Annotated in this window: 22 protein-coding genes and 3 pseudogenes; 13 read left to right on the plus strand and 12 right to left on the minus strand. The window is 50.3% G+C overall.

The annotated features are described in order from the left end of the window. Positions 1-575: 575 nt before the first annotated feature. Positions 576-800: a hypothetical protein gene (locus QWJ10_RS16535; protein ID WP_074826650.1), complete on the plus strand. Its 225-nt coding sequence runs from the start codon at positions 576-578 to the stop codon at positions 798-800. A 67-nt stretch (positions 801-867) separates the two neighbouring features. On the opposite strand, the gene QWJ10_RS16540 is transcribed toward QWJ10_RS16535, so the two are convergent. Both QWJ10_RS16540 and QWJ10_RS16545 read right to left on the minus strand, forming a co-directional pair. Beyond that, positions 868-1,212: a hypothetical protein gene (locus QWJ10_RS16540; protein WP_074826654.1), complete on the minus strand. Its 345-nt coding sequence runs from the start codon at positions 1,210-1,212 to the stop codon at positions 868-870. A gap of 142 nt (positions 1,213-1,354) precedes the next feature. Further along, on the minus strand, positions 1,355-1,543 hold the full coding sequence (locus QWJ10_RS16545) for a hypothetical protein (protein ID WP_010798406.1): 189 nt from the start codon (positions 1,541-1,543) through the stop codon (positions 1,355-1,357). 814 nt (positions 1,544-2,357) lie between these two features. Here QWJ10_RS16545 and QWJ10_RS23190 point away from each other — a divergent pair. Further along, positions 2,358-2,963 (plus strand): annotated as a pseudogene (locus tag QWJ10_RS23190) (tripartite tricarboxylate transporter substrate-binding protein); the annotation flags it as partial. Between the two features lie 243 nt (positions 2,964-3,206). Here QWJ10_RS23190 and QWJ10_RS16550 read toward each other — a convergent pair. Beyond that, positions 3,207-3,356, minus strand: coding sequence for a hypothetical protein (locus tag QWJ10_RS16550; protein WP_289928092.1), 150 nt, complete (start codon positions 3,354-3,356; stop codon positions 3,207-3,209). A 236-nt stretch (positions 3,357-3,592) separates the two neighbouring features. Between QWJ10_RS16550 and QWJ10_RS16555 the strand changes: the two are divergent. Beyond that, positions 3,593-4,435, plus strand: a pseudogene (locus QWJ10_RS16555) (IS5 family transposase). Here the strand turns inward: QWJ10_RS16555 and QWJ10_RS16560 are convergent. After that, positions 4,432-4,671 (minus strand): hypothetical protein, encoded by a 240-nt coding sequence (locus QWJ10_RS16560; RefSeq protein WP_289928095.1) that lies wholly within the window; start codon positions 4,669-4,671, stop codon positions 4,432-4,434. The pseudogene QWJ10_RS16555 and the gene QWJ10_RS16560 sit on opposite strands and share 4 nt — an antisense overlap. 338 nt (positions 4,672-5,009) lie before the next feature. Between QWJ10_RS16560 and QWJ10_RS16565 the strand changes: the two genes are divergently transcribed. Both QWJ10_RS16565 and QWJ10_RS16570 read left to right on the plus strand, forming a co-directional pair. Beyond that, positions 5,010-6,668, plus strand: coding sequence for a glycoside hydrolase family 5 protein (locus QWJ10_RS16565; RefSeq protein ID WP_289928098.1), 1,659 nt, complete (start codon positions 5,010-5,012; stop codon positions 6,666-6,668). Positions 6,669-8,361: 1,693 nt separating this feature from the next. Continuing rightward, the gene (locus tag QWJ10_RS16570; protein WP_289928101.1) at positions 8,362-8,760 is read left to right on the plus strand and encodes a hypothetical protein; all 399 of its coding nucleotides are present in this window, start codon (positions 8,362-8,364) and stop codon (positions 8,758-8,760) included. Between the two features lie 468 nt (positions 8,761-9,228). Here the strand turns inward: QWJ10_RS16570 and QWJ10_RS16575 are convergent, their stop codons facing one another. Then, positions 9,229-9,642, minus strand: coding sequence for a hypothetical protein (locus tag QWJ10_RS16575; RefSeq protein ID WP_289928104.1), 414 nt, complete (start codon positions 9,640-9,642; stop codon positions 9,229-9,231). Between the two features lie 157 nt (positions 9,643-9,799). Here QWJ10_RS16575 and QWJ10_RS16580 point away from each other — a divergent pair. The 3 genes and pseudogenes from QWJ10_RS16580 to mqo all read left to right on the plus strand — a co-directional run. Beyond that, positions 9,800-9,984: pseudogene (locus tag QWJ10_RS16580) on the plus strand (site-specific integrase); the annotation flags it as partial. Between the two features lie 39 nt (positions 9,985-10,023). Continuing rightward, positions 10,024-11,613, plus strand: a complete 1,590-nt coding sequence (locus QWJ10_RS16585; protein WP_289928212.1) for an ABC-F family ATPase — start codon at positions 10,024-10,026, stop codon at positions 11,611-11,613. Between the two features lie 546 nt (positions 11,614-12,159). Beyond that, complete coding sequence (gene mqo / locus QWJ10_RS16590) at positions 12,160-13,650, plus strand: malate dehydrogenase (quinone) (protein WP_289928107.1); 1,491 nt, start codon at positions 12,160-12,162, stop codon at positions 13,648-13,650. A gap of 162 nt (positions 13,651-13,812) precedes the next feature. Here mqo and QWJ10_RS16595 read toward each other — a convergent pair whose 3' ends face one another. Beyond that, positions 13,813-14,643 carry an undecaprenyl-diphosphate phosphatase gene (locus QWJ10_RS16595; protein WP_019365573.1) on the minus strand — a complete coding sequence of 277 codons (831 nt, stop codon included), beginning with the start codon at positions 14,641-14,643 and terminating at the stop codon, positions 13,813-13,815. A 193-nt stretch (positions 14,644-14,836) separates the two neighbouring features. On the opposite strand from QWJ10_RS16595, the gene pnuC reads away from it, so the two are divergent. From pnuC to folE, 4 genes are all read left to right on the plus strand, one after another. Beyond that, positions 14,837-15,397 carry a nicotinamide riboside transporter PnuC gene (gene pnuC / locus QWJ10_RS16600; protein WP_019365572.1) on the plus strand — a complete coding sequence of 187 codons (561 nt, stop codon included), beginning with the start codon at positions 14,837-14,839 and terminating at the stop codon, positions 15,395-15,397. Next, the gene (locus tag QWJ10_RS16605) at positions 15,394-15,918 is read left to right on the plus strand and encodes an AAA family ATPase (protein ID WP_197870699.1); all 525 of its coding nucleotides are present in this window, start codon (positions 15,394-15,396) and stop codon (positions 15,916-15,918) included. The genes pnuC and QWJ10_RS16605 overlap by 4 nt, the downstream gene beginning before the upstream one ends. Before the next feature lie 49 nt (positions 15,919-15,967). Continuing rightward, the gene (locus QWJ10_RS16610) at positions 15,968-16,525 is read left to right on the plus strand and encodes a Smr/MutS family protein (RefSeq protein WP_010798423.1); all 558 of its coding nucleotides are present in this window, start codon (positions 15,968-15,970) and stop codon (positions 16,523-16,525) included. Positions 16,526-16,617: 92 nt separating this feature from the next. Next, on the plus strand, positions 16,618-17,166 hold the full coding sequence (folE, locus tag QWJ10_RS16615; protein ID WP_010798424.1) for a GTP cyclohydrolase I FolE: 549 nt from the start codon (positions 16,618-16,620) through the stop codon (positions 17,164-17,166). A 44-nt stretch (positions 17,167-17,210) separates the two neighbouring features. Here folE and QWJ10_RS16620 read toward each other — a convergent pair whose 3' ends face one another. Genes QWJ10_RS16620 through QWJ10_RS16635 form a run of 4 tightly spaced genes read right to left on the minus strand, consistent with a single transcriptional unit; the run spans position 17,211 to position 22,548 of the window. After that, complete coding sequence (locus tag QWJ10_RS16620) at positions 17,211-19,013, minus strand: ABC transporter ATP-binding protein (protein WP_026003916.1); 1,803 nt, start codon at positions 19,011-19,013, stop codon at positions 17,211-17,213. Beyond that, a complete protein-coding gene (locus QWJ10_RS16625) occupies positions 19,010-20,146 on the minus strand; it encodes a family 1 glycosylhydrolase (RefSeq protein WP_019365568.1) in 1,137 nt (378 codons plus the stop codon). Before QWJ10_RS16625 ends, QWJ10_RS16620 begins: the two co-directional genes overlap by 4 nt. 18 nt (positions 20,147-20,164) lie before the next feature. Further along, entirely contained in the window at positions 20,165-21,343 is a 1,179-nt protein-coding gene (gene glf, locus QWJ10_RS16630; RefSeq protein ID WP_289928213.1) for a UDP-galactopyranose mutase, read from the minus strand. A gap of 14 nt (positions 21,344-21,357) precedes the next feature. Further along, positions 21,358-22,548 (minus strand): glycosyltransferase family 1 protein, encoded by a 1,191-nt coding sequence (locus QWJ10_RS16635; protein WP_019365566.1) that lies wholly within the window; start codon positions 22,546-22,548, stop codon positions 21,358-21,360. Between the two features lie 432 nt (positions 22,549-22,980). Between QWJ10_RS16635 and galE the strand changes: the two genes are divergently transcribed. Further along, on the plus strand, positions 22,981-24,090 hold the full coding sequence (gene galE, locus QWJ10_RS16640; protein ID WP_010798429.1) for a UDP-glucose 4-epimerase GalE: 1,110 nt from the start codon (positions 22,981-22,983) through the stop codon (positions 24,088-24,090). Between the two features lie 54 nt (positions 24,091-24,144). On the opposite strand, the gene QWJ10_RS16645 is transcribed toward galE, so the two are convergent. Together QWJ10_RS16645 and QWJ10_RS16650 are read right to left on the minus strand one after the other, a co-directional pair. Next, a complete protein-coding gene (locus QWJ10_RS16645; RefSeq protein ID WP_289928119.1) occupies positions 24,145-24,747 on the minus strand; it encodes a glutathione S-transferase family protein in 603 nt (200 codons plus the stop codon). A gap of 15 nt (positions 24,748-24,762) precedes the next feature. Continuing rightward, complete coding sequence (locus tag QWJ10_RS16650; RefSeq protein ID WP_019365563.1) at positions 24,763-25,920, minus strand: PLP-dependent aminotransferase family protein; 1,158 nt, start codon at positions 25,918-25,920, stop codon at positions 24,763-24,765. Between the last annotated feature and the right edge of the window lie 32 nt (positions 25,921-25,952).

The raw sequence follows: 25,952 nt of genomic DNA on the forward strand, positions 1-25,952 counted from the left end.
TTTTCTTCTGCCATGTGAGGGCCGGCTCTCAGTTCTTCAGGGCATACGCACATCGCTTCTCAGGCGGTGAATGATGTGCCATTCACCTTTTGAGCTAATTTTTTTCGCCCGCTGTGCAGCGCTTTTAAATTTCGATGGTCATAGCTGGCAGATCAGCTTCATCACTTCGTTTTATCGCCCAGCTGACTCACGCTTCCCGCTCTATCTCTACTCAGCAAGGAATGCTTTATGACCCGCATACAACTTCGCCGTCGACTCATCTGGACAAGTTTTGCTTACGCACTGCTTTTTTATGCAGGGGTTATTTCTGTATTAGGCCTGGCTGATTTTGTATCCAGTTAGTGATAGTTAAGAGTTAACATTAGTCACACCTAGAGCGCCTTCCTCTTTCGTGCAATCTATTAGGCAAAGCCCTTATGAGAAGTTAGCTACGCAACTAACTTAAGCTGTTCCACATATTTTTAAAAGACGCTGCTAATTGTCAAACAAGCACTAGCCAACTTCAAACGTTAAGAGTAAAAAGAGAGCGGCACCAAAATGCCATCATCCTTAGCGTATTCATGGAGCGAAACGTTATGAACGAGTCGTCAAAAGTAGAGACCGGTAATTTGCTGAGCTGGCTATTTCTTGCCGCTTTCAGTATGACAGTATGGTGGGCGTATGATGGAGATTCCTGTCTTGAGCAGTGTAGGCCATCGGCTGACATGTCATTAGCGGCCAATGTCAACGACCAGCGCAGTGTTGACATGAGCCTGACGGCGAAAACAGATTTTGATGTTTCTCATCGTCGTTATCGCTAACCGTAAAACAAAGCTCCACTGCATGTGGAGCTTTGTTTTTAAAAGGCTTAATGATCGCTATCGCTATTTACAAGCAGCCTGATACGGTGCTTCTGATTCCAGCAAAAGGAAAGGGATTATTCGCCTTGCCGTCTCGCAGGACGACTTTAGTCCCATGCGAAGTCTTGTCAGCAATAACCAGTGCCGGAGCTGGCGAGGCCAACCCTTGAGGAACCAGGGCCTTGATACTACCTCCCTTCCTCTCAATAATAACTTTTGACTGATTGACAGACAGGTCTGTCATCAGGCACTCCATAAAGGCATCTGGATCTTTATTTGATCTTCCCGCTAGAGAAGGCTGTACCTTTTCAATATCGCCAACCCCAGCGCAACCTGTTAAAGCAAGGCTGATAACTACTACTAAACGCTTCATGCCTACCCCGGCTAAACCGCTCCATTGATTAAATACGAATCCAGAACCTCTGGAGCCGTCTCGATCAATTAACGTCAAGAAAGATGTTCGAATGAAAGCTGCATCAACAGTATTGGTGCGGCCGCGTCAGATTGGCTAAGTGTCACGGTAGTTCTTCAGGATCTTTGTCTGGCATCAGTCGATGCCAATCAACACCCAACCCTAGACACAACGGGACCAGCATCCACAGCCAGTAACTGTGCCTGAATCCAAAGAAAATACAGCCAAACGCCAATAGAAACGCCCACCCCTCTATCTGGAGATTGCGCTTCAGGTTAATCCATTTTCCCATATACACTCAGCCGCTCCAGACTATTCCGTACAGAGCGAACTACAACGTTAAACGTGTAAGGATACTCAAGATTTGAGTGATCGAAAACACAACCCGACACTCAGTACCGATTTCAAGATCGCTGGTTATCGATCAGGATAGCGCGCGTTTCTTTCGATACTCTCTATTTTACACCAAATAAAGTACTGCTTAACCGACTATTGCGGCAGAGTTGTCGATGTGCAGGAAAGGCTTTGTATATCCCATCATCAAAGTTACGCATCGGCGCTTCAGAAATACAAATAATTCTTATTTATAATACAGACTAAATGCATAATTACGTCTGAAAGTAATTTGAGAGTATTTTAACGCGCTACCAATTAGCGTATTCAATAGCTCGAACTACCCTGAAATACCAGCAGCCCTAGCGCTTGCCTCTGAGTATTCATCGGTCAGTACAAGAGCCACGTCATCATCAGTCGAAGACATTTTTTGTATGGATCTGGGTCGCCCTTCTAGGTGCTTCATTAACTTCCTTGGAAGCCCAGAAGTCCAACAATGTAAAACTGGTCAGCCAAAAGAAGCATTCAGTACCGAAATGGCTGAGCGCTTATAGCCTGTTTTCTCCAAACAAGCTCCATTTGAGTACTGCTTGCAGATCATCAGTGAGCAGAACACACGTTTGGCTAGTCGCACTAGCCAAACAGGCAACACCAGACGGCACAACTATTCTCCAAGCCGTTTCAGCCTCAATGAGCCTACTTCCCAATGTTTATGACTCGATCGAATATGACCCGATCAACGACTTTACGCCCCTCGCCTTGTTAGGGACTACACTTATGCTCTTGCTGTAGGGCCAGCAGCTCCGCAGTCTATCCAGAGCGTGGCTGCCTATGTCGACTGGGTTAGCAAAAAACCACACTTCCGAGATGTAGGTATAGCCCTGTATGGGTCTCAAAGTCATCTGGCAGGCTTGATGTTGGGCTGTGAAGAAGAAATTGCTCTGCGCATGCAAACATACAGTCACACCACAGCTATTATCGACGACCTACTCGACGGAGGATTGGCCGCCACGATATTTGTATGCGGACAGGTTAACAGCCGTAGAGCAGAAGGAAAGGTACACGCTCTTACTGTAACCAGCAAAGATCGCCCTCATAACTGGCCGGCCGTCAAAACCTTCACTGGACAAGGTATGCCGATGGATATAAATGGCTGGATTGGATGGTTCGTGTCAGCTAATACATCAGACCCAACGATTTCCGACCTATTTAACGTATGCAGCAGACCCAGGACTATCAGGAATTGCAAAAGCGTTATCTGCTTACTCAGGCTTCTCTTTCACCCGAGCAAATTCAAACAACGCATCACTGATGAAAATGGTTATTCCTGTAAGCTCATAACAGAATTAGGTATAAGCAAGCTGAGCAATAGCGCCTAAGCGTCACAACGGATAGATTCTGAACTTGACCAGCACCGCTTCGGCAGCCTATCTGAGGGCCTATCTGCACAATCAGCAGACACATAAGTTCAGACAACGTGAAGACCAGCTTGATACGGAAGCGAAACCCGACTCATCGGCCGGGTTTCAACAAGCTGAATCAGCACTTATGAATACTCCCTTCAAAAGCAGGCCATATCACTGCGTGCTTCGTACCAGTGTATAAGGCGCTGCTTCCAAACATTACTCCTCTTGTGAGGGAATAAACTCAGCGACTGCCTGATCCGCCGCCCGAGCCGGATGAAGATCCGCCAGCCCCGCCAGTGCCGCCCATACCGCTGCCCGCACCTCCAGGCCCACCTGCCGCACCACCTTGCTCCTGCGGACTGACATCACCGCCCCCTTGATCCTTGCCCCACGGTATACAGCCAGTCGCCAACAATGCCCCGAATAAAATACTCGTCACCCATGCTGCTCGTTTCATTTTGGATCCTCCTGTCTGGACTAAGTGGGACCCTCAACATGGCCAATAAGTGCAAGACGAGAGGCTCTACGGCGTTTCTTTCCTAGGGTTTGTCTAAAAAGTCGCGTTTGTTAGCTTAATGCCGTTGTGGCAAGCGGAGGCAGACATGACAGGTCGCTACGAGCTTTCGAGTCAGCGCTGGGCATTGATTGAAGACATCGTTTCTCCTCCCCAGACCATGGGCCGTCCTCGCCGGGATGATCGACAGATGCTCAATGGTATCTTCTGGATCCTTTGCTCCGGCGCCAAATGGCGTGATCTACCCGAACGCTACGGCCCTTGGAAAACGGTCTATCAGCGTTTTCGCCAATGGCGGGACGACGGAACGTTTGAGCGCGTATTGACTCGTCTGCATCTGCGGCTTCGCCAGGATGGCTTTATCGATCTGGATACCTGGATGGTGGACTCTACGACCATTCGAGCTACCCGTGCCGCGGCAGGAGGCGGAAAAAAAGGGGCCCGGACGAACCTGTAGATCATTGCCTGGGACGCAGCCGGGGTGGGTTAGGTACCAAGATTCACCTGCTTTGCGATGCCAATGGTTATCCGCTGAGCTTTACCCTCTCGCCTGGTCAGCAGGCCGATTCGCGCAACTTTATTCCGTTACTCGATCAGGTGCGTCTTCCTGGCTCTCAGGGCAGACCACGCAAGCGTTGCCGGACAGTGATCGCGGACAAGGGCTACGATAGTGAAGGGTTGCGTCGCTATTGCGACCGCTTCGGTATGCAGCCGGTGATTGCCCAGCGCACGATGCACCGCAAGCCCCGGACAGGTCTGCCTCGCCTGTTTGATAGGCCCAAGTATCAACAGCGTAACGTGATCGAACGGCTTAAAGGAAAAGCGTCGGCTCTGTACTCGCTTTGACAAGCTGGCTAACAGCTTCAAGGCCATGGTAACGCTGGCCTGTATCGAGCGATGCATGCGTGCTGACTTTTCAGACAAACCCTAGGAGTCATTCTGGTGCTTGTACTGGGCACTATCCATAAGTGTCAGAAGAGCTTCACTAATGAAATCAGCATTTGCTGCAAGCTCTTCAAGATGCTCCATGGCACGACCTGACACATCGGTTGACCCGCGCTGATCAATCCAAATTGCAAGCTCCTCAACCGCTGCGCCGAGCGCTAATTGGTTCCGGTTCAAACGGGACAGTAAAGCCACCATGATTTGTTGATCACCGTAAAGCATACCGGGCAGACTCCTGAGCTTAGGAATGAAACTACACATCACTTGAATGTTATACCTAACCTACTCATACGCCGATATGATCAAAAGATCATGAATCGTTAAAGCATCAAAAGACAAGCTCATCACTAGGCTAGCAACCGCACAAAAGGTAGTGATGCCTTCTTTGTAGCCTTTCGCCAGCAAACGCAGCCGTACTTTAGAGCCTGGCCTGAGTATTGCTAGAACACTGAAGCACTATTCCTCAAGCTCTATTCTGTCAAAAAACCATCAAATTAAATTTTCGGCCGGTTTTGACGATAAGCAGACGTGCGCTCCGTTGTCCGTATTAGGTGTGAGCAATGAATATCCTTTTTTATCTGTCCGGCTTTATCAGAAAAGCGCCGCTTTTCCTGTCATTTTTTGTTTTATTGACCGTCCAAACCGAAACTGCTAAGGCATCCGTAGAGTTGATAGGTCTGAATATGTCTGGAGCAGGGTTTGCAGGACAAGTGCTGCCTGGCGTAAACGGCCGTAACTACATTTTTCCTACAGAGCCTTACTTTCAGCAATGGAGCGCCAAAGGTATACGGCTGATTCGCTTTCCTATTCTTTGGGAACGCCTTCAGCCTACCCTAGGTGGACCGCTGGATCCGACTTACGCTGCCTTGATAGATGGTACATTTAATCTTGCCAATAAATATGGCATGAAGGTAATTCTGGACCTGCATAACTACATGCGTTATCGGGGACAGATTATTGGTACAAGTGGTGTGCCTTATCAGAGATATCAGGACATCATGGCCAAGATTGCACAGCGCTGGAGCACCCAACCATCGTTGTATGCTTACGACATCATGAACGAGCCCCATGATGCCCTAGCCTATTGGCCAACGGCTGCTCAATATGGGATTAATGGGGTTCGCAGTATAGATAATGTTCGCCCCATTATGATCGAAGGTAACGGATGGGCTGAGGCCACCCGCTGGGCATACTGGAATGATCCGCTGCTCAAACTGCAGGATCCTGCAAATAATATTATTTTCGAAGCACATACCTACTTTGATGAGGGAGCTGGCGGCACATACGACGCTGTCGACGTCAGCACCCTAAGCCCAACATATGGTGTTGAACGTGTTAAGCCTTTTATAGAATGGCTGAAGAAAAATGGCAGGCGAGGCTTTATTGGAGAATTCGGTGTTCCAGATAATGACCCTCGCTGGCTTACTATTATGGACAACATGCTGGCCTATCTAAGACAGAACTGCATACCAGCAACTTACTGGGCAGCAGGTCCTGGCTGGGGAACATATAACCTTTCAGTAGAACCCATTGGTGGGCAAGACCGCCCTCAGTGGTCGACACTGAAAAAATATATCGATAATACAAGCTGCTCTTCCTATGGACCTGCAGTAACACCTGCCGCAGCTCTGCCATCAGAATCAGGAGTCATTACCCCGTCGACATCTAATACAACTATACCAACAGCCACACCTACAAATACGGCTCCTGCTTCAAACACCTCGGTTTCGCTATCCGGATTTGATGCATTAAACTATATAGCGTCATATCCGGACTTAGCGGCTGCTTTTGGTACAGACGTTCAAGCTGCAACGCAGCATTATATCCTTTATGGATACAAGGAAGGACGGGTTGTATCATTTAACCCTCTAAGCTATATAGCTTCATACCCTGATCTAATTACAGCCTTTGGTGCAGACACCAATGCTGCGGCCAGACATTATATCCTTTATGGATATAGGGAAGGCAGAACGGTATCCTTTAATGCTCTATCTTATATCGCAAGCTATCCTGATCTTATAAAAGCGTTTGGTACTGACATCAATGCAGCAGCCAAACACTACATACTAAATGGATCTAAAGAAGGCAGAAAAATTTCCTTCAGCCCAGATAGATACTTGGCAAAATATGCAGACCTCCGCGCTGCGTTTGGGTCGAATAAAAATTTTGCGACCCTGCACTATATAGATCATGGCTATAAGGAAGGGCGCTCACCCTGACGCTCATATGGATTTCGAATCGCACGAAACTATTCGCTTGATGATTCGAAATCCAAAAGTCTTTATATATTTCAAAGTACTTCTGATCATCCATGACCTTCAATAATCTATTTTTAACTAAGCCAGCCACTTATTTCAGCTGCAATGCACTAGGTTTTAACTCTCACTGATCAGCATCACTGGAAACCGGGCAAAACTAGCGGCAACATCAGGGTAAATTAGACTCACGTCTAGGCCTGCACAGGCGGACCCGACTACCACCTGCAATATAATTAGCGCTGCGCGCTAACAATGCTGACCCCTGGCGATCGCAAAGACCTTTTTGAAGGAATCCCTTAACTAGTATGAGTCTGAGCATAGATCTGCCTCTACTCATGGATCAATAAATAGCAGTTTTCTCGCCACTGAGCTAGGAGTCCCAAGCGCTGCGTTGGCCCTCCCCTTGCTAGCGATGCCCTAATTTGTCAGCCCTCGCGTTGCATAGATAATCGCCTATCGCATATACAACACCAAAGACAATCAGCGTTTCCCCCGCTCTTCTATCCGTAGCACATGCTGAAGGAAGCAAGTTGGTGGACAGCTTTCCACTCCCTTGTACAGCCGTAATCAATTTTAATCCCCTAGCGGCTTGGTGAACTGAAATTATAAATTATCTAGACTCTTTTACACATCTCGGGCAGTGCTTATACTCCACAAAAAACTTATAAATCTCTCAAAAAACAATAAGGATATGACATAAAAGTACTCAGAATTTCATGAATTTTATAATTCCTTAACTTTTAAATTAATTAATTAATTAAGAATAAGCAATCAGCCAGATGGCTTTAATAAAATCTTTAAAATTTTGGCTTTTCAACACCTCCTTGACGCTAGTCATATTTTTATTGGAAGCTCTCATGCTTACTAACCAATCTTATTTGAAGCACGACAAAAAAGCACCAAGAACATCTACTGCAATTCCGAAACTTGTAGCAATAAGTTTTTTCGCAATAGCATTCATATTGTTTTTTATGCGAAACACGGTGCTTCTCCTCAATCCGACTGTGTTTGCTGAGGATGGTGTTTGGACAGGTATGGGAATGGAGCATGGATAGCTACAAACCGCATGGAATGCAAGGCCTGATTATAAGGTCGTCCTAAATGTCGCCATGCTTTGGCTAGCTGCAAAAACAAGCTATATTTTTACAGGAAGCCATATAGAAGAATTGGCTTTCTTTATAGCTATATTTTCATATGCTTTTTTGCCGCTATCGCTACGCTTGACTACCTTGCTACGCAAGATATTATCGGCCACCCATTGAGGATCGTGCTTTACATTCTAATTGTAATGGCTCCAGTGAGTCTGCATGGAAATGAAATATTTGGAAGGATTCTCCAAATAGGGTTCTTTTTGCCGCTGGCTTCTATTTTTATTCTGATGATAAGAGACCAAAGGCCTGGAGTTATCAGCAATATTAATATCGACGCGATTTTATTTTTGTTCGTGATAACAAACCCAGTCGTTGCTTTACTGATATTTCTATACGCAGCATTTTACTTCCTAAAAAACAGAAACCTCCTCGCCATTATCGCGGTAAAGGATAACGTTCGACTAGGCTCGTCGCTGCCTATAGCGTGGGACTAAAATCATGCTGTAGAGGCGATTGTAGCAAGGAGCGTGCTCTACCCATTCGTTAATTCAATTTATAGACACATGACCGATGTTACTTCTATAGTTTTATTGGTTGTATTTATCATACTTATTGCATATGCACTTTACCTTTCCCGCAAAAACGGCAAGTGGTTTATACTTGCATTCTCAGCTGCATCGCTGTTCATCTACGTTGCGCTAACATTCAAGATGCGCGGGGGATTGACGACTTTGCGAAACGGATATAACTCGACATTCCCTGGCCGTTATTTTGCCGGAATAAACTTGACTGCGATGCTTTGCTTAGTTCTGGGGCTCTCAATTATTATCGAAAGTGCAGGGAGAAATATTCGCATTGCATGTTATTCATTGTTGGCACTGATTGCTTTTTCCTATGTTTGGAAAGCAAGCTCAATATTCGAAAGAGGCAGACCAGTGATGGTAATTTACCAAGGCAAATAATTTGGAGATCGACTGTGCGCTGCCAAAACCATGGATGGACTTTATTCTCAAGTGCTAATAAAACCGGCAGGATGGTCAATGAAGATACCAAATGGAGAGCTTCATTCAACCAGATGCCCATAGCTAGAATAGGCCGCGGGTAGGCAAGTAGAATAACAACAAGGTAGCGATTTTACATTTCCATCTTGGTATATACGCATTCCTAGCAATGTAAAATAATCCTATTTTTTAAAACCAAGAGGATTATTTTTTAGAAACGCGCGCCACTGCCAGCCATTTTATTATGCAACATAAGCAGCAAAACCCGATGACATCTTAGCACTGGAAAATATAATGCACTAAAGCCAAATCCAAAGGTTTCTCTCTATATTCTTCTCAATGCAGCCAAATCAAGAATTTAAATTTTACTCAAACAAAATTCCATTATTTTTTCCAGATAGCAAACTCTGAAACGCCAGAACTTAAAGCTCAAACCCCTGATTGGCTAGCTGGATGCTTTGCATCAACACAATATTTATTCCAATAGAGTCGGTCAAAGATCGTTTCTTTGGTACCCAAAATACTCGCACTATCAGGAGCCTCGATCCATATATTATTTATAACTAATGTACTGTCTTTAACTGACACTGACGAAACATACCTCATGAAGCGTGGAGCAGTTTCCCTGACGCCTACCCCGCTTAAGCGTCCACATACATATCCGTCTCCAGCCCCGTTACTCAATGAGCCTAAAAAGTAGGTATACCCAAATTTTGCTGACTTTGGGTCTTTCAGCTCTTTCTTGACTAACGCCTGACTTTTTTCAATAGCATCCTTCTCGGTTGGACTACATCCAGCCAAGCACACGAAAGCAATAGCGATTAACAGGGCGTTTCTCTTCACGACTGGTCTCTTTAAACCGCTGAAAGGCTAAATACATTTTTACATTGAAGTCCGAATATGATTACGCCGGTTTCTACCGCTTTCTCTGAACAGCTTGGAGGAGTCGAAACCATAAATCTTGCCGTACACCTTTAAGCCAAACCCTCATCATTGGCTACCGTATAACTGTAGGCACAGTTATGCCACAATATGCCTAATGTCGGGAACGAATCCCGCTTTCATCACCGGTCGGCTGGGTCATAGTGTTCAACTGCTGCTATTACCCTAAGCCACTGGATCTCTTCACAATCAGACTGCAACGAGCTGGCAAAACTTCAAATTGGCCTTGAATCGGTCCTCGCCTCGCTTATGACAGTCTGGACACCGCTACAGGTAAGACTCTTGATCTCCACCGCAAATATCACCATGCAGTTCGGGGCAAAGCCCCTGTTTGAAAATGTTTCAGTCAAATTCGGCAATAGCAACCGTTACGGGTTGATCGGCGCGAACGGTTGTGGCAAGTCGACCTTCATGAAGATTCTGGGTGGTGATCTGGAACCGTCAGCGGGTCAGGTCATGTTGGAGCCGAATACTCGTCTGGGTAAGCTGCGCCAGGATCAGTTCGCCTATGAGGAGTTTACCGTCATCGATACGGTCATCATGGGGCACACCGAGCTGTGGAGGGTTAAAGCCGAGCGTGATCGCATTTATGCACTTCCGGAAATGTCGGAAGACGACGGAATGGCGGTTGCCGAGCTTGAAGTTCAGTTTGCCGAAATGGATGGCTACACAGCCGAATCACGTGCAGGCGAACTACTGCTCGGGCTCGGTATTCCTCTTGAACAGCATTTTGGTCTCATGAGTGCCGTATCGCCAGGCTGGAAGCTTCGCGTGCTTCTCGCGCAGGCGCTGTTTTCAGATCCAGACGTGTTGCTGTTGGACGAACCCACCAACCACCTGGATATCAACACAATCCGTTGGCTCGAAGGTGTACTCACTGCGCGTAACAGCACCATGATCATCATTTCGCACGATCGCCACTTTCTTAACAGCGTCTGCACGCACATGGCCGATCTGGATTATGGTGAGCTGCGTCTGTTTCCTGGCAACTACGACGAATACATGACGGCCGCTACCCAGGCGCGTGAGCGTTTGCTGTCTGATAATGCAAAGAAAAAAGCACAGATTGCTGAGCTTCAGTCCTTTGTCAGCCGTTTCTCGGCTAACGCCTCCAAAGCAAAGCAAGCTACAAGCCGAGCACGCCAGATCGACAAGATTCAGCTTGAAGAGGTAAAGCCTTCCAGTCGGGTAAGCCCCTTTATTCGCTTCGAACAGACTAAGAAACTGCATCGCCAGGCTGTAACTTTAGAGAGCGTTGCCAAGGGCTATGACGGCAAGCCGCTTTTTGACCGCTTGAGTCTTCAGATTGAAGCCGGTGAGCGCGTAGCCATCATCGGACCGAACGGGATTGGTAAAACCACCCTTCTCCGCTGCCTTGTCGGCGAGTTGCCTGTCGATAAAGGTGAAGTCAAGTGGACAGATAGCGCGGAGGTTGGCTACTTCGCCCAGGATCATGCTGAGGATTTCGAAGACGATATCAACCTGTTCGACTGGATGGGCCAATGGACCCAGGGCGGAGAACAGCTGGTACGTGGAACGCTAGGTCGGATGCTATTCTCCAACGATGACATTCAGAAGTCTGTAAAAGTCATCTCGGGTGGCGAACAGGGTCGCATGCTGTTTGGCAAGCTTATCCTCAAAAAGCCTAACGTACTGGTAATGGACGAGCCGACAAACCACTTGGATATGGAGTCCATCGAAGCCTTGAACCTGGCGCTCGAAAACTATCCCGGTACACTGATTTTTGTCAGCCACGACCGCGAATTTGTGTCCTCGCTCGCCACCCGTATTGTTGAGTTGACCGAAACAGGTATTACTGACTTCAGTGGTACCTATGATGATTACCTGCGTAGCCAAGGTGTAATTGTCTAGGCAAATGTAGCCTTTAGTATATAACGCTACAAAAAGCGGTGAGATTTATTAAAAGTCCACCGCTTTTGGGTTTTATCCTGAGCTCCGCGCTTGTATCATCCGCCATGCTTTTCCGATTCGCCCATGAAACGGATATTTCAAGCATGTTACGGTATGTCCGGCTGTTGAAAAGAGAAAATGCCTTTTCCTACGTCGCTCACCTTATCGAGTCGTTGTGTACTCGATCCTTCCATCAGGCAGCCATGATGCCTGACCGCAGCGATATTCTTCGTTTCCTTAAGCATCGCCGCCGACTGTCTTCAACAAAATTATCTGTCAGCATTGTTAGTCTGCTTACGATCTGGCTTAAGATTGTTTATAACGTATTTCCGTTTGTGTTTTATGCCTCAAGCCCCATATGGATAAGGTGTTGCTTTGCATCGCGTCACAGCCAGATGCGCCCGGCACGCGGGCTCGAGGTATCTGAACTAGGTAATGCAGGCTCAAGTCATAAAAGGCTTGGCTTTTATAATTCAAGAATGACCTTGTGCTTCAGGAGTACCATTAATGACCCAACGTGGTAGCGGAGAGTCGGATCTCGTTTTCGTGGGAGCCGGCATCATGAGTGCGACGCTTGCTGTCATGCTCAAGGAACTTGACCCCTCATTGAATGTGGAAGTTCTAGAGCTACTCAGTTCCGGCGCCGCCGAAAGTTCCAACCCTTGGAACAATGCTGGCACAGGTCACGCAGCACTTTGCGAGCTGAACTACACCCCGGAAGGCAAGGACGGTACGGTAAACATTACCAAGGCCATCGATATCAACATCATGTTCGAGACGTCCAAGCAGTTCTGGACCTACCTTGTCGAACAGGGCCATTTCGATTCGCCTAGAAGCTTTATCAATCCTGTTCCTCACCTAAGCTTTGTCCGCGGCGATAAGGATATTTCGTTCCTGCGCAAGCGCTTCGAAGCGCTGTCGGCGAACCCCTTGTTTGCCGGGATGGAATACACCGAAGATCGTGCAAAGCTTGAAGAGTGGATGCCCCTGATGATGAAGGGACGCACCACGAATGAAAAGATCGCGGCGACACGCACCGAGAGCGGTACCGACGTGAACTTTGGCGCACTGACCACTAACCTGCTCCATCACCTGACCAAGCAGCCGGATACCAAGATTACGTATAACCAGAAGGTTACCGATCTGCATCGCGAGCCTGACAATCGCTGGCGACTGACCATCCAAGATACCCAGACCGGCGCAACTCGCACCTTACGGGCCCGGTTTGTTTTTCTTGGCGCAGGCGGCGGTGCTCTACCACTCCTGCAAAAATCCGATATACCGGAAAGCCACGGTTATGGCGGTTTCCCGGTGAGCGGTCAATGGCTGCGCTGTGACAAGCCGGAAGTGGTCAGTCAGCATCAGGCCAAGGTGTATGGCAAGGCAAGCGTAGGCTCGCCCCCCATGTCCGTACCCCATCTGGATACGCGTGTGGTGGACGGCAAGAAATCTCTACTGTTTGGTCCATTTGCAGGCTTCACAACGAAATTCCTGAAGCAAGGCTCCTTTATGGATCTGCCTAAATCCATTCGAGCCAATAATCTGGGCCCCATGCTGGCTGTGGCACGGGATAACATGCCCTTGACCAAGTATCTGATCGGTCAGGTCATGCAGACGTTCGACCAGCGTATCGAGGAGCTTCGGGGCTTTTATCCAGAAGTGGACAAGAATGACTGGCGCCTTGAGATTGCAGGTCAACGCGTTCAGATCATCAAGAAAGATCCCAAGACGGGCGGCACTCTGCAGTTCGGAACGGAAATCGTGTCGGCACAGGACGGATCGATTGCAGCGCTACTGGGTGCCTCTCCAGGCGCGTCGACGTCAGTCTCGATCATGCTTACGCTCATTCAGCGCTGCTTCCCTGAGCAATACAAGAGTGAGGCCTGGCAGGCTCAGTTATTGAGGATGTTCCCAGCACTCAATGGTTCGTTGGATAAGGACCCTGAGCTGCTTCAGCGCGTGCGTTCACACTGTAATGAAGTTTTGCAACTCCGATAATATCGGTGAAAGAGGACGTGTTGAGCACGTCCTCTTAGAATAATTAGAATATCTAGCTAGCGTGTATTCACTGGACAACCGTCCACCCCGCCCCGAATACCGCCTCAGTGACTGTCGAATGCCATGAGAAACTCTTCCATGGCATTCGATTCGCGACCTTACTCAAGCCACTGCAGACGTCCAATCCACCCAGCCAAACTTCCAGGTTGCCAGGATCAGCAGACCAAAGACGATCCGATACCAGGCGAACATCGCATAACTGTGGTTACCAATAAATTTCAGGAGACCACGCACGGCGATCATCGCGAAAATAAAGGACGTGATGAAACCGATAGCGAATACAGGTAGGTCACTGGGCTGAAAAAGATCCCTGTACTTGTAGCCTGAATAGACCGCGGCGCCGACCATGGTAGGCATGGCGAGAAAGAATGAAAACTCGGTTGCAGCTTTTCGAGAAAGGCCAATCAGCAAACCACCAATAATGGTAGACCCCGAACGGGAAGTACCTGGGATCATAGCCAAACATTGAATGCAGCCAATCTTGAGCGCATCGACCCAGGTCATGTCATCGACATGATCGATATTCGTGTTGTGTTGGCGCCGCTCCGCCCACAGCATGATCACGCCACCAATAACCAGTGCCATAGCTACCGTGATGGGATTGAACAGGTATTCATGGATCGCATCGGCAAAGGCAACGCCCAGAATGACGGCTGGAAAGAAGGCTACCATCAGATTTACGGTAAACCGTTGAGCCTCTCGTTGGCGGGGCAGGCCGACTATGACATCGATGATCTTGCGGCGAAACTCCCAAACGACAGCCAGAATCGCACCCAACTGAATAATGATGTTGAACGCCATGGCTCTATCGCCACCAAATCCCAACAGGTCGGCCACAATAATCTGGTGACCTGTACTTGAGATCGGCAGAAACTCGGTCAAGCCTTCTACGATGCCCAAAATTAGCGCCTGGATGGCACTCCATAGATCCATTCGTTTCTCCATATAGCTGCCGAGGTAGCAGCGCTAGCTTGCTTATTCAATTGGGGAGTCAGGTCTACAACCGGAACGCCGTGAACAATACCAGAGGCCTTACTTTTTGTTGGCATACGTTCAATAAAACGGAGCGATACAACTGAAGGTAAGATACGGCCCCTGTCCGACATATTTTCCCAGGGTGCTTAGGGTGTCTTCTTTTGAAATAGTTGCAGCCGTTTTAGGCGTTATCGCGGTCTGGCTCACGGTTCGGCAAAATGTTTGGGGCTGGCCGGTCGGATTGATCATGGTCGTGATGTATGCCTGGGTCTTTTATGATGTCAAACTGTACTCAGATATGCTGCTTCAGGGCGTTTATGCCGTTCTGCAGCTCTATGGCTGGTGGCAGTGGGTCAAGGGCGGACAAGATCATCAAGGACGACACGTCACTCGTCTTTCAAATGCAGCTCTGCTGGGTAATCTGCTGGTAGGTGCTCTCGGGACAATTGCCTTAGGTTATTTAATGAGCACCCATACCGACGCAAGCCAGCCCTGGCTGGATGCGGGGCTGACCAGCTTTAGCCTGGTTGCTCAGCTCTGGATGGCGCAGAAGCGGGTCGAATGTTGGGTGCTTTGGTTCGTAGTCGATGTAATCTACGTTGCGCTCTTTATCTACAAGGCCCTCTACCTGACTGCCCTGCTCTATGTACTGTTTGTTGGTTTGGCCGCGCGCGGCTGGTTTGTATGGCGACGTGAGGTAGCAACCGTATGAAGGTGATCGTACTAACAGGCCCTGAGTCCACCGGCAAGTCATGGCTGGCCCAGACGCTCAAAGACAAACTGGGCGGGGTGCTGGTGGGCGAGTATGTGCGGGAATATTTTGCCTCGCTAGGGCGCGACACCACTTACGAAGACATTACTCCTATCGCGCGTCGTCAGCTTGAACATGAAGACGCAGCACGCCAGCAGCGCCCCGCTCTTCTGATCCTAGATACTCATCTTTTAAGCAATATCTTGTGGAGCCGCTTTCTATTCGATGATTGCCCGGAATGGCTGGAAGCTGCATTGCTTGCGCGCCACTACGATCTTCATCTGCTGCTGGACCCGCGGGAGGTACCCTGGAACAGCGACGGGCAGCGCTGCCAGCCTGACATGCGAGACCGCCTGGCCTTTTATGAGGCTTGTAAAACGTGGCTGGATAACCATAAGCAAACCTATCGGTGCATCGGAGGCAACTGGGCGAATAGACAACGACTGGCCTTGCAATATGTCACTGAGTTGCTGGAAGGTTAGCGTACCTGCATGTCTATCCAGTAAAATGATGAAATCATTTGGAGGCCCTATGCCAGACGACGATTTCTCATCATTCGCCAGTGAAATGCGAGGCGTTCGACGCTTGGTAGATGACCATGCAGACACCGGTAAACCGCGCACGGATCGTCAGCAGGTCGTCAAGCGTCGTGAAGCCGCCATACAGTCAACGGCAGCTATCAAGGTTGATGGGTTGTCTGATCAGTTCATCATCGACGTGGGTGCTGAAGACGAGCTTTACTGGGCACGTGATGGTGTTCAGGATAGCCAGATTCGTAAGCTCAAGGCCGGGCAGATTCCGTTTGATGGCAGCCTGGATTTGCATGGCATGACGGTAGAGAAAGCGCGCGCGACACTGTGGGACTTTATCGCTGAAGCGACGAAATTCGAAGTTCGCTGCGTTCGCATTACTCACGGGAAGGCCGCGCGCCTTGATGGACGACGTCCGCTCATCAAGAGTCATGTCAACACCTGGTTGCGTCAACATTCTCAGGTGCTGGGCTTTGTGTCTTGCCAACCGCGCCATGGTGGTACTGGCGCCGTCTATGTACTGCTTAAACGAACCATGCTGGAGGGCCGGGACGAATAACCTAGCTTTCCAGTCAGAATTGATTTTAATCGCCGCAGCCCCTACTCTCCTCATCCCGCATCGCTGCGGTGTCAATATCCATAGGAATTACCATGTCATTGGAACAACACTACTCCGCCATTCTTTCTCAGTTAGGCGAGGATGTTTCCCGGGAAGGCTTGCTGGATACGCCCAAACGTGCCGCCAAGGCCATGCAGTACCTGTGCAAAGGCTACAACCAGACGTTGGAAGAAGTGGTTGGAGATGCGCTGTTCACTTCAGACAATAGCGAGATGGTATTGGTCAAAAACATCGAGCTGTATTCGCTCTGCGAGCACCATATGCTGCCCTTTATCGGCAAAGCTCACGTAGCCTATATGCCAAGCGGCAAGGTGCTGGGCTTGTCCAAAGTTGCCCGCATCGTTGATATGTACGCGCGCCGCCTGCAGATTCAGGAAAACATGACCCGTGAAATTGCCGAGGCGATTCAGAAAGTCACCAACGCGGCGGGTGTAGCGGTAGTCATCGAGGCTCAACATATGTGCATGATGATGCGCGGCGTCGAGAAGCAAAACTCATCGATGGTTACTTCCGTCATGCTTGGCCAGTTCCGTAGCAACGATGCAACACGCGCCGAGTTCATGGGCCTTATTAACCGATAAGTCTGATGCTCGTGAAAAACCGGCCTGAATGGCCGGTTTTTTATTTAACCTGCATTGCGGTGTTGGGCCTGTACGTCATCAAGCCCCTTGGCCTGGATAGTCCATAACGACTCGAACAATCCTCCACTTCGCTGCAGAACAGCTGGCGGGCCATCTTCAACAATACGCCCTTTGTCCATCACGATGACCCGATCGAACGATGCGACTGTAGACAACCGATGGGCTACTGCCAGAACGGTACGTCCACGAACCAGGTCCGTCAGCGCCATCTGAATTTCCTTTTCCGAATGCGTGTCCAGCGCAGAGGTCGCCTCATCCAGAATCAGGATGGGGGAGCCCTTCAAAAATGCCCGCGCAATGCCCAAACGCTGACGCTGCCCTCCTGACAAGCGAGCCCCTCGTTCGCCTACCAGTGTGTTGTACCCTTCGGGTAGCTGGCGTATGAAATGATCGCAATAGGCGTGGCAAGCTGCTTTATAGACCTCTTCATCTGTAGCATCGGGTTTTCCATAACGGATATTTTCACGGATGGAGCGATTGAAGAGAGCGATCTCCTGCGGCACCACCGCGATGGCTGCGCGCAAGCTGTCTTGGCTGACTTCATGAATAGGCTGACCATCGATAAGAATTCGACCGCTACTCACTTCATCCAGACGTTGAAGAAGGTTAATCAGCGTAGACTTGCCTGCCCCGGAGGTGCCCACTAGGCCAACCTTTTGGCCTGAGGGAATGTGCAAGGACAGGTCATCGATGACTTTGGATCCGTCAGGATAGCTGAACGAAACATGCTCAAACGTGATGGAACCTGATTTGGCATTGAGAGTAGCAGCATTTTCCGTGTCCTGAATGCCATGGGGCTGGGCAATCACCTTGAGCGTATCGGCTACCGTTCCAAACTGCTGCGCGGCATCGACCAGTGCCAGCGCCAAGTCTCTGGAGCCATGCAGAATACGGAAGGTCAGTGCACTCACCACGACGACGTCACCAGGCGTAACAGTACCTTGTCGCCACAGGTAAATAGCCCAGAGCAGCATAGAGCCAGCCATCAAGGTCAGGCATATATCGTGTAGAACTCGCGCTTTCTCCACGTACATCCAGCTACGACGCTGAGCACGTGCCTCAACACCCAGCTCCTGCGCCAAGCGATCACGCTCTCGAGCCTGAGCCGAAAAAGCCTTGATAGTCCAGACATTGGAAACCATGTCCACAACCTCTCCGCCTACACGCGACGCTTGCTCGGCAAAGGCCTGATGCTTATGGCGACCACGGATGCCAAAACCCGTAATGATGCAGCCAACCAGCAGCACAAAGCCTATCAACGCCAGCGCCATTTCCCAGCGGATGGACAGCATAACGACTACAGCCCCCAGGAAATCGGTACAGGGCGGGACGATACGCCACGTCAACGCGGAAAAAATATTCGCGACGGCTGTGCTGGTCTGATTGATTCGATTGCCCAATGCGCCAGAGAAATGCTCCTTGAAGTAACGCATTGGGTGGCCGGTCAAATACTCGAACAGATCGATTCGCAGATCTACGCCTGTCTTGACAATAGTCCGACAGCCAAGCCACCCACCTCCTCGCCACAGGATGTTTTCAAGAGCAATAAGTCCGATGAAAAAACCAAAGGGGAGCCAGACATTGGCTTCCATCCGGTTGTCACTGGCCATGGCATCCACAAGAAGCTTCATGGCGTACTGAACGGCAACGGCGCAGGTAGCGCCGCCAACCATTAGGAAAAACAACCCTCCAAACGCCAAACGGCGCCGACAGACATAGCGCCATAGAAACGCGATCGGACGAGAGGGGAACGGTCGTCCCTCTGGGGAGTTGGAAGTGTTGCTCATGAAGCCTGCCCTTCAGCCATCGCAGCGAACTGAGCCTGTTGACGCTCCAGCTCTTCTGCCAACGGAGAATAAATGGCTCGATGACCCTGAGGATCAGCATAACCATATAAACCGACTTCACATAGGCGCTCATCGTTCCATCCCGGATAGTCCAAGATGGGATACAGGCAAATGCCTTCGACAGGGATATCCTGAGTCATGGCGTTACGAACTTCTTCACATACGTATGCCAGCCATGAAGGCCTCGCCTCACCTTCCGCTCCTGTCTCTGCAATCATGAGCGGCCGCTGGTAGCGGGCATAGACCTCAGCCAACATTCCACGCAAGGGACGATACAGTGGATCATCGCGAAAAACGGTTTTACCGCCGTTAAACCATTGATTATCGGAATAGAAGTTGAGCCCAACGATATCAAGATATTCAGCCTTCCCACCGAGCCCCGGCCAAGCTTTTCCACACAACATGTCCCAGGCTTCGAACTGAGACTGCCGGTGGGCTTCGGCCGCCTCGCGGTCTGCTGCTCTACCAGAGGCAGGAATCACATTGATGAGTGGGTCTGCCTGGACGAACCGAGCCTTGGGCGCAACACCACGAATGGCTTCGATGGCAGCAATCGAGGCTCGGATCAACTGATGCTTGAGTTCAGCTCCCCGCTTGACACCCTTGGGGTTGAACTGACCCGTATCACCACCACCCCATGCCCAAAAAGATATTTCATTGACTGGACAATAAAAGGGTACCTCTATGCCTTCGTCACGCATAAACGTGGCAACAGCCTTTGTGAATCGCTCAAAGCGTTCCACAAAGCCGGGATACCAAATATCGATGTCGTCAGGCCACCCATAGTGGCACAGGTCCCACACAATCTGGACACCCTCTTCCCGGGCGGCTTTGACCTGGGGAAGCAGGCTCGACCAGTCAAAAAAACCTGGCCGCGTCTCAATCAGATGCCAGCGCACACCATCACGAGCAGCCTGAATACGATGGGTACGCAAGCGCGCAAAGTCGGCTTTCGCAAAGTGATCATGCCCCGTCGCCTGGATCAAATCCAGGCGACGGTTATCGAAACGGCGGTGAGTTGAGCACTCGAACCCACCCAGGAAAAAACTGTTAAAAGTCCCAGGTACATGCATCGTAATGTGCTCCGGTCTTTATACTGCTGAGACTTCAGCAGTGTCCTCAACCACACCTTCCGATTCCGCGATACGCTTGTAGGCTGTCAATGCCTGTCCAACGACCTGATCCATGTTGTAGTACTTGTACGTACCCAAGCGGCCCAGGAATGTCACGTTAGGCGTCGAGTTAGCCAACTCCTGATATCGCTTGTAGAGCTCGGCATTTTCCGGGCGAGGGATAGGATAATAAGGGTCGCCCTCCGCCGATGGATATTCATAGGTCACGCTGGTTTTCAAATGCTCTTGGCCTGTCAGGTGCTTGTATTCACTGATACGGGTGTATGGAACATCTTCAGAGGGATAATTGACGACTGCCACAGGTTGGAACTGCGCCGAATTAACCGTTTCGTGATGAAACTTTAGCGAGCGGTACGGCAGCTTGCCGTAGCAATAATCAAAATATTCATCGACAGGACCGGTATAGATCAGATGATCGAACTGGACTTCGTTACGGATCTCGCGGTAATCGGTGTTGAGCATGACCTTGATGTTGGGATGATTCAGCATCTTCTCGAACATACGGGTGAAGCCATGCAATGGCATGATCTGGAAGGTATCGCCGAAATAGCGATCATCCGTATTGGTACGGGTAGGAACGCGCGAAGTGACTGATTTATCCAGCTGTGAAGGATCAAGCCCCCATTGCTTACGGGTGTAGCCACGGAAGAACTTCTCGTAAAGCTCACGACCTACCTGATTGATGACAACATCCTCGGATGTCCGGATAGGCTCTACCGGTTCAGCTCGACCTTTCAGGAAGCTCTCGGCCTCCGCGTCTGTTTTCAGGTCAAGACCATACAGCGCATTCACCGTGGTACGGTTGATCGGGATCGGTACCAGTTGATCGTCCACATAAGCAAGCACCTTGTGCTCGTAGGTACGCCACTCGGTAAAACGGGAAAGATAGTCCACGATCCGCTGCGAGTTGGTATGAAAAATATGCGGACCATAGCGATGAATCAGAACCCCTGCCTCGTCATAGTGATCATAGGCATTGCCCGCAATATGGGGCCGGCGATCTACAATCAGGACACGCTTATTGAGCCCTACGGCCAGACGCTCAGCCAGTACGCTCCCGGCAAATCCAGCGCCTACGATCAGATAGTCGAACCCACGTCTCTGGGATTCGTTTGAACTCGCTACACCTGCAGACATGGCTTCCCCCTCGTTTATCGTGCGCATTTCATTTGCTCCGTCATGCCCTGCCAAGTGGCATCCCACGACATTTCACCCAAGATAGAATCGGCCTGTTTCAAAAGCCCTTCCCGGTCCTGGGCATCTACCAGCGAAGCCTCTACGGCACGAATGAATGCTTCAGCGCTATCTGCAATACGGACGATGCCCGACTCACCATAGGTGCGTACTACATCGGTAATGGGCGTCGATACGACAGGCTTACCGCCTGCCAAATACTCGGGCGTCTTGGTAGGACTGATGAAACGTGTCGACTCGTTTAAGGCAAAAGGCATGATCGCGACGTCCCAGCCCGCAAGATAATGGGGCAGCTCGTCATATACCTTGCCGCCCAAGAGATGAATGTTGTCGAGCTTAGGCAAACTATTGGGATCTATCTTGACGACCGGACCAATCAGCACAATGTGCCAATCAGGCCGTTGACGTGCGACCTCGGCCAGCAAGTCGATATCCAGACGCTCGTCAATCACGCCATAAAACCCAAGACGCGGATGCGGAATACTGTTCTGGTCATCAGGATCAAGCTGCTCGGCGCGGGCTTGAGCGAAATGAGCGATATCTACACTGCTCGGGAAAGGATGGGCGTTAGGGTGGCGCTCGCGCTTGGCCTCATACAGGCTATAACCGCCCGTAAACACCACATCGGCCTTTTCCAACAGAAGTCGTTCACGCTCTAGCATTTCCGGCGGCGCGCCTCGGAAAGCAGAAAGCTCATCCATGCAGTCATACACGGTAAGCGTGGATTTGAGGTGATGGCTGAAGGGCCAGCTCATGGGAGTGTAATACCAGAGAACCGCCTCCTCAATTCCGGACTCTTCGACGTATCTGTCCAGCAGACGCTTCAATACTGCCTCAGCCGCCTCGCCCTGTACGTTAGCAGGCAGTCTGGGTACCAGACGCGTAACGCCTAGATCAGCCTCGATTTCTTCAAGCCAGGGATTAGGTTCATCCGATGGCATCGGCTCTTCAAAGAACAGTACGTTGTAGTCGCGCGCAAAGCGGGACATCAAGTGCTGAGGCCGTTGGTAGACGAAATTCCAGCGCAGATGGGAAAGACAGATCAGGGTAGGAAGGTTTTCCCTGCCTGATGCATCAAAGCCCATTTCCGTTCTGGATGACGGCTTTGACTTGCCAATCTCATATTGAAAGGGTCCAGCCCAGCTCATCGATTACTCCTTAACTCGTGTATGACCAAGTCAGGAACTCGTACAACACGAATCGAGTTCTATGCCTTTTCCCGTTGGAAAGATCCGATCCTTTCCATTTAAGAGCTAAACCCGCCGGCTACTCAATACGCCAAAACCGGCAAAAATCAGAACACCTTGCATTCGAACATCATCGAATATCAATAGAGTCACTGGGCGGTGAGACTGGTTCTGAGCAAACCCAGTTCCAACCCTTTCGTCGATACATGTTTTTTTACACTTACCTCATTCCTATAGGAACTAGTCGTCATATCACCGGGTCTGGCTTTATACATGCATATTCTTTGTGCATGGCCTGTCTTGTTTGCCGCTTCGAATAGGCCGCTGAACCTCGTTCAGCGCTTCGCTGTGTCGGCGTGCTTTGTATTACGACTAGATCAATGGAGCGTGACGATGATTCTTGTGACTGGGGGCGCGGGTTATATAGGGTCGCATGCTGTTTTGGAGCTGTTACTGTCAGGGCAAGACGTTCTCGTGTTGGATAACCTGTGCAACAGTTCACGTGTAGCATTACAACGGGTCGAGCAGCTAGCTGGCCGCAGCGTGCATTTCGTCAAAGGTGATATACGCCGACGCGCGCAGTTGGATGCTCTGTTTGCACAATATCCAATCGAGGCTGTCCTGCACTTTGCCGGGCTCAAAGCAGTAGGCGAAAGCGTAAGACACCCGTTGAGCTATTACGACAATAATGTGGGTGGCAGCCTGACGCTTTGCCAGGCAATGGCTGACGCGGGTGTTTTCAAGCTGGTGTTCAGTTCATCAGCAACCGTTTACGGCATGCCTGACACGGTTCCTATCAGCGAGCAGGCACCTACCGGTATACCAACCAATCCGTACGGGCAATCCAAGCTCATGGTTGAAAACCTGCTGCGCGATCTGGCTGCTGCAGATCCTCGCTGGTCCATTGCCCTGTTGCGCTATTTCAATCCCATAGGTGCACACGAATCCGGCATGATTGGTGAAGACCCAAGTGGCATTCCCAATAACCTTCTGCCATACATCACGCAGGTAGCCATTGGCCGTTTGGAGCGCTTGAGCATTTATGGCTCGGATTACCCTACTCCAGACGGTACCGGGATACGTGATTACATTCATGTAGTCGATCTGGCCAAAGGACATCTTTCCGCCCTGCGCAAGCTACAAAGCGTCAAGGGAGCGCACGTCTGGAACCTCGGAACCGGGCGCGGCTATTCGGTACTGGAGTTAGTCAGGGTGTTTGAAGAGGTTGCACAGATGCAGCTGCCCTATCGCTTGGCGCCTCGCCGCGAGGGGGATGTTGCGGAGTGCTGGGCCGATCCTCACAAAGCCGAACAGGAATTGGGTTGGAGAGCAGAACGCAGCCTGACGCAGATGATTGCCGATGCTTGGCGCTGGCAATCGCAGAATCCAAATGGTTATCGTGTTGCAGAGACAGTGAAGAAGTCCATCAAACAGATTCCAGCAAAGCCTATTACAGGCACTACCGGAAGCCGGATAAACACGTCTGCCAACGCCTCGGCTTGATTCTCAGCTATAAAAAGGCCGCTGTAAAACAGCGGCCTTTTTCATTCTCGTCAATTAATCATACATGCCCACATGCTGCGGATGGCTTGCAATACGCTGTAGCCAGGCATTGATGGCAGGGTACCGAGACAAGTCGAATCCACCTTCTGCCGCCACGTGCGTATAGGCGTATAGCGCAATATCGGCAATGGAGTACGTATCGCCTACCAGATACGGGGTCCGGGAGAGTTGCTGCTCCATAACATCCAATGCCTTATAGCCTCCCTTAAGGCAACTTGCATGTTCGGCACGCCGCTCTTCAGGCATGTCAAGGTAAAACTGAATAAACCGCGCCACTGCTACGTAGGGCTCATGACTGTACTGCTCGAAGAATTGCCATTGCAGTACATGAGTCCGCAAACGCGGCTCCTGGGGCAGGAATGTGCTGCCTTCTGCCAGGTAGTTCAGAATGGCATTGGACTCCCATAGGTAGGAGCCATCATCCAGCTCAAGCACAGGAATCTTGCCATTGGGGTTTTTTTCAAGAAACGCTGGAGAGCGTGTCTCGCCCTTTAAGATATCTACATCAACCCATTCATAGGCAAATCCGCGCAAGGCCATCATCAGCTTGACCTTGTAGCAGTTGCCGGAACGCTGGTCTCCATAAATCCGGTACATAATGATCTCCTTTCATTACAAGGCCTGGGCGGCCTTTATGACACTGGCCAAACGGCTCAGCCCTTCATCAACACGCTCAGGTGCCACATGGCTGAAATTCAGGCGCAAGCGACCAAGGTTGCCCTCCGGGTCACTGAAGAAAGGCTCCCCAGGCATGAAGGCCACATCCTGAGCCAAAGCGGGCTCCAACAGCAAGCGTGTGTCGATTGGCTGGCGCAGTGTTAGCCAGAAAAATAGTCCCCCCTGAGGCTGATTCCAGTCTGCAAGCTCACCAAAGTGGCGAACCAGCGCAGCCTGGAAGGCATCGCGACGAGCACGATAGAAATTGCGCAGTTCTTGAATATGGGCTTGGTAACGTGGCGTTCCGACCCACTGCAAGGCCTGCCACTGCCCGATACGATTCGTGTGCAGGTCAGCGGCCTGTTTGAGACGTAGCAGATAGGGATACAAATCAGGAGAGGCAATCAGATACCCCACCCGCAAACCGGGCAGTAACGTCTTGGAGACTGTACCGGTATAGATCCAGCTGGTTCGCTTCAAGCGGCTTACAATAGGCGTAGCCGGAGCATCATCAAAGATCAGCTCGCGATATGGCTCATCTTCGATCAGCGTGACGCTGAACTCATCCATCAAGGCTGCCACCTGATCACGGCAGGCTTCGGTGTAACGTACACCGGACGGGTTCTGGAAAGTAGGAATCAGATAGGCAAAGGCTGGCTTGTTGGTCTCGAGGCACTGGCGCAGCGCTTCAATATCCATGCCTTCCGCCGTCAGTGGTACTGTCAGGCAATCGGCACCGAAAAATTGAAAGCTTTGCAGCGCAGCCAGATAGCTGGGGCCTTCTAACAGCACCTGAGTATCTTGGTCGATGTAGAGTTTTGCAGCCAGATCCAATGCCTGTTGCGAACCAGCCGTAACCAGTACTTGACTGGCATCACACTCAACGCCCAAGGCTCTGGCCTGGGCAGCGATCGCTTCGCGCAGCTCCGGCTCTCCTTCGCTCGTTCCATACTGCCCCAGATTCACCGGCAGAGCATCCCATTCCACGCGAGGCAACATCTCCTGCGCAGGCAGACCACCTGCAAAGGACATCACTTCCGGACGCTGTGCCGCTGCCAGAATTTCGCGGATAAGACTGCTTTTTAGACGGGTAACGCGTTCGGAGAAAGCCATGGAAGCACCAGTAGTCAGCGGCCGGAGAATAA

The sequence above is a fragment of the Pseudomonas sp. WAC2 genome (genome assembly GCF_030403525.1).
In the GTDB taxonomy this organism is placed as follows: Bacteria; Pseudomonadota; Gammaproteobacteria; order Pseudomonadales; family Pseudomonadaceae; genus Chryseomonas; species Chryseomonas luteola.

Coding starts and splice junctions, on each gene's coding strand:
- QWJ10_RS16535 (WP_074826650.1), top strand. CDS start 576: ATGAACGAGTCGTCAAAAGTAGAGACCGGTAATTTGCTGAGCTGGCTA.
- QWJ10_RS16540 (WP_074826654.1), bottom strand. CDS start 1,212: ATGAAGCGTTTAGTAGTAGTTATCAGCCTTGCTTTAACAGGTTGCGCT.
- QWJ10_RS16545 (WP_010798406.1), bottom strand. CDS start 1,543: ATGGGAAAATGGATTAACCTGAAGCGCAATCTCCAGATAGAGGGGTGG.
- QWJ10_RS16550 (WP_289928092.1), bottom strand. CDS start 3,356: ATGTCAGTCCGCAGGAGCAAGGTGGTGCGGCAGGTGGGCCTGGAGGTG.
- QWJ10_RS16560 (WP_289928095.1), bottom strand. CDS start 4,671: ATGCTTTACGGTGATCAACAAATCATGGTGGCTTTACTGTCCCGTTTG.
- QWJ10_RS16565 (WP_289928098.1), top strand. CDS start 5,010: ATGAATATCCTTTTTTATCTGTCCGGCTTTATCAGAAAAGCGCCGCTT.
- QWJ10_RS16570 (WP_289928101.1), top strand. CDS start 8,362: ATGACCGATGTTACTTCTATAGTTTTATTGGTTGTATTTATCATACTT.
- mqo (WP_289928107.1), top strand. CDS start 12,160: ATGACCCAACGTGGTAGCGGAGAGTCGGATCTCGTTTTCGTGGGAGCC.
- QWJ10_RS16595 (WP_019365573.1), bottom strand. CDS start 14,643: ATGGATCTATGGAGTGCCATCCAGGCGCTAATTTTGGGCATCGTAGAA.
- QWJ10_RS16605 (WP_197870699.1), top strand. CDS start 15,394: ATGAAGGTGATCGTACTAACAGGCCCTGAGTCCACCGGCAAGTCATGG.
- QWJ10_RS16610 (WP_010798423.1), top strand. CDS start 15,968: ATGCCAGACGACGATTTCTCATCATTCGCCAGTGAAATGCGAGGCGTT.
- folE (WP_010798424.1), top strand. CDS start 16,618: ATGTCATTGGAACAACACTACTCCGCCATTCTTTCTCAGTTAGGCGAG.
- QWJ10_RS16620 (WP_026003916.1), bottom strand. CDS start 19,013: ATGAGCAACACTTCCAACTCCCCAGAGGGACGACCGTTCCCCTCTCGT.
- QWJ10_RS16625 (WP_019365568.1), bottom strand. CDS start 20,146: ATGCATGTACCTGGGACTTTTAACAGTTTTTTCCTGGGTGGGTTCGAG.
- glf (WP_289928213.1), bottom strand. CDS start 21,343: ATGTCTGCAGGTGTAGCGAGTTCAAACGAATCCCAGAGACGTGGGTTC.
- QWJ10_RS16635 (WP_019365566.1), bottom strand. CDS start 22,548: ATGAGCTGGGCTGGACCCTTTCAATATGAGATTGGCAAGTCAAAGCCG.
- galE (WP_010798429.1), top strand. CDS start 22,981: ATGATTCTTGTGACTGGGGGCGCGGGTTATATAGGGTCGCATGCTGTT.
- QWJ10_RS16645 (WP_289928119.1), bottom strand. CDS start 24,747: ATGTACCGGATTTATGGAGACCAGCGTTCCGGCAACTGCTACAAGGTC.
- QWJ10_RS16650 (WP_019365563.1), bottom strand. CDS start 25,920: ATGGCTTTCTCCGAACGCGTTACCCGTCTAAAAAGCAGTCTTATCCGC.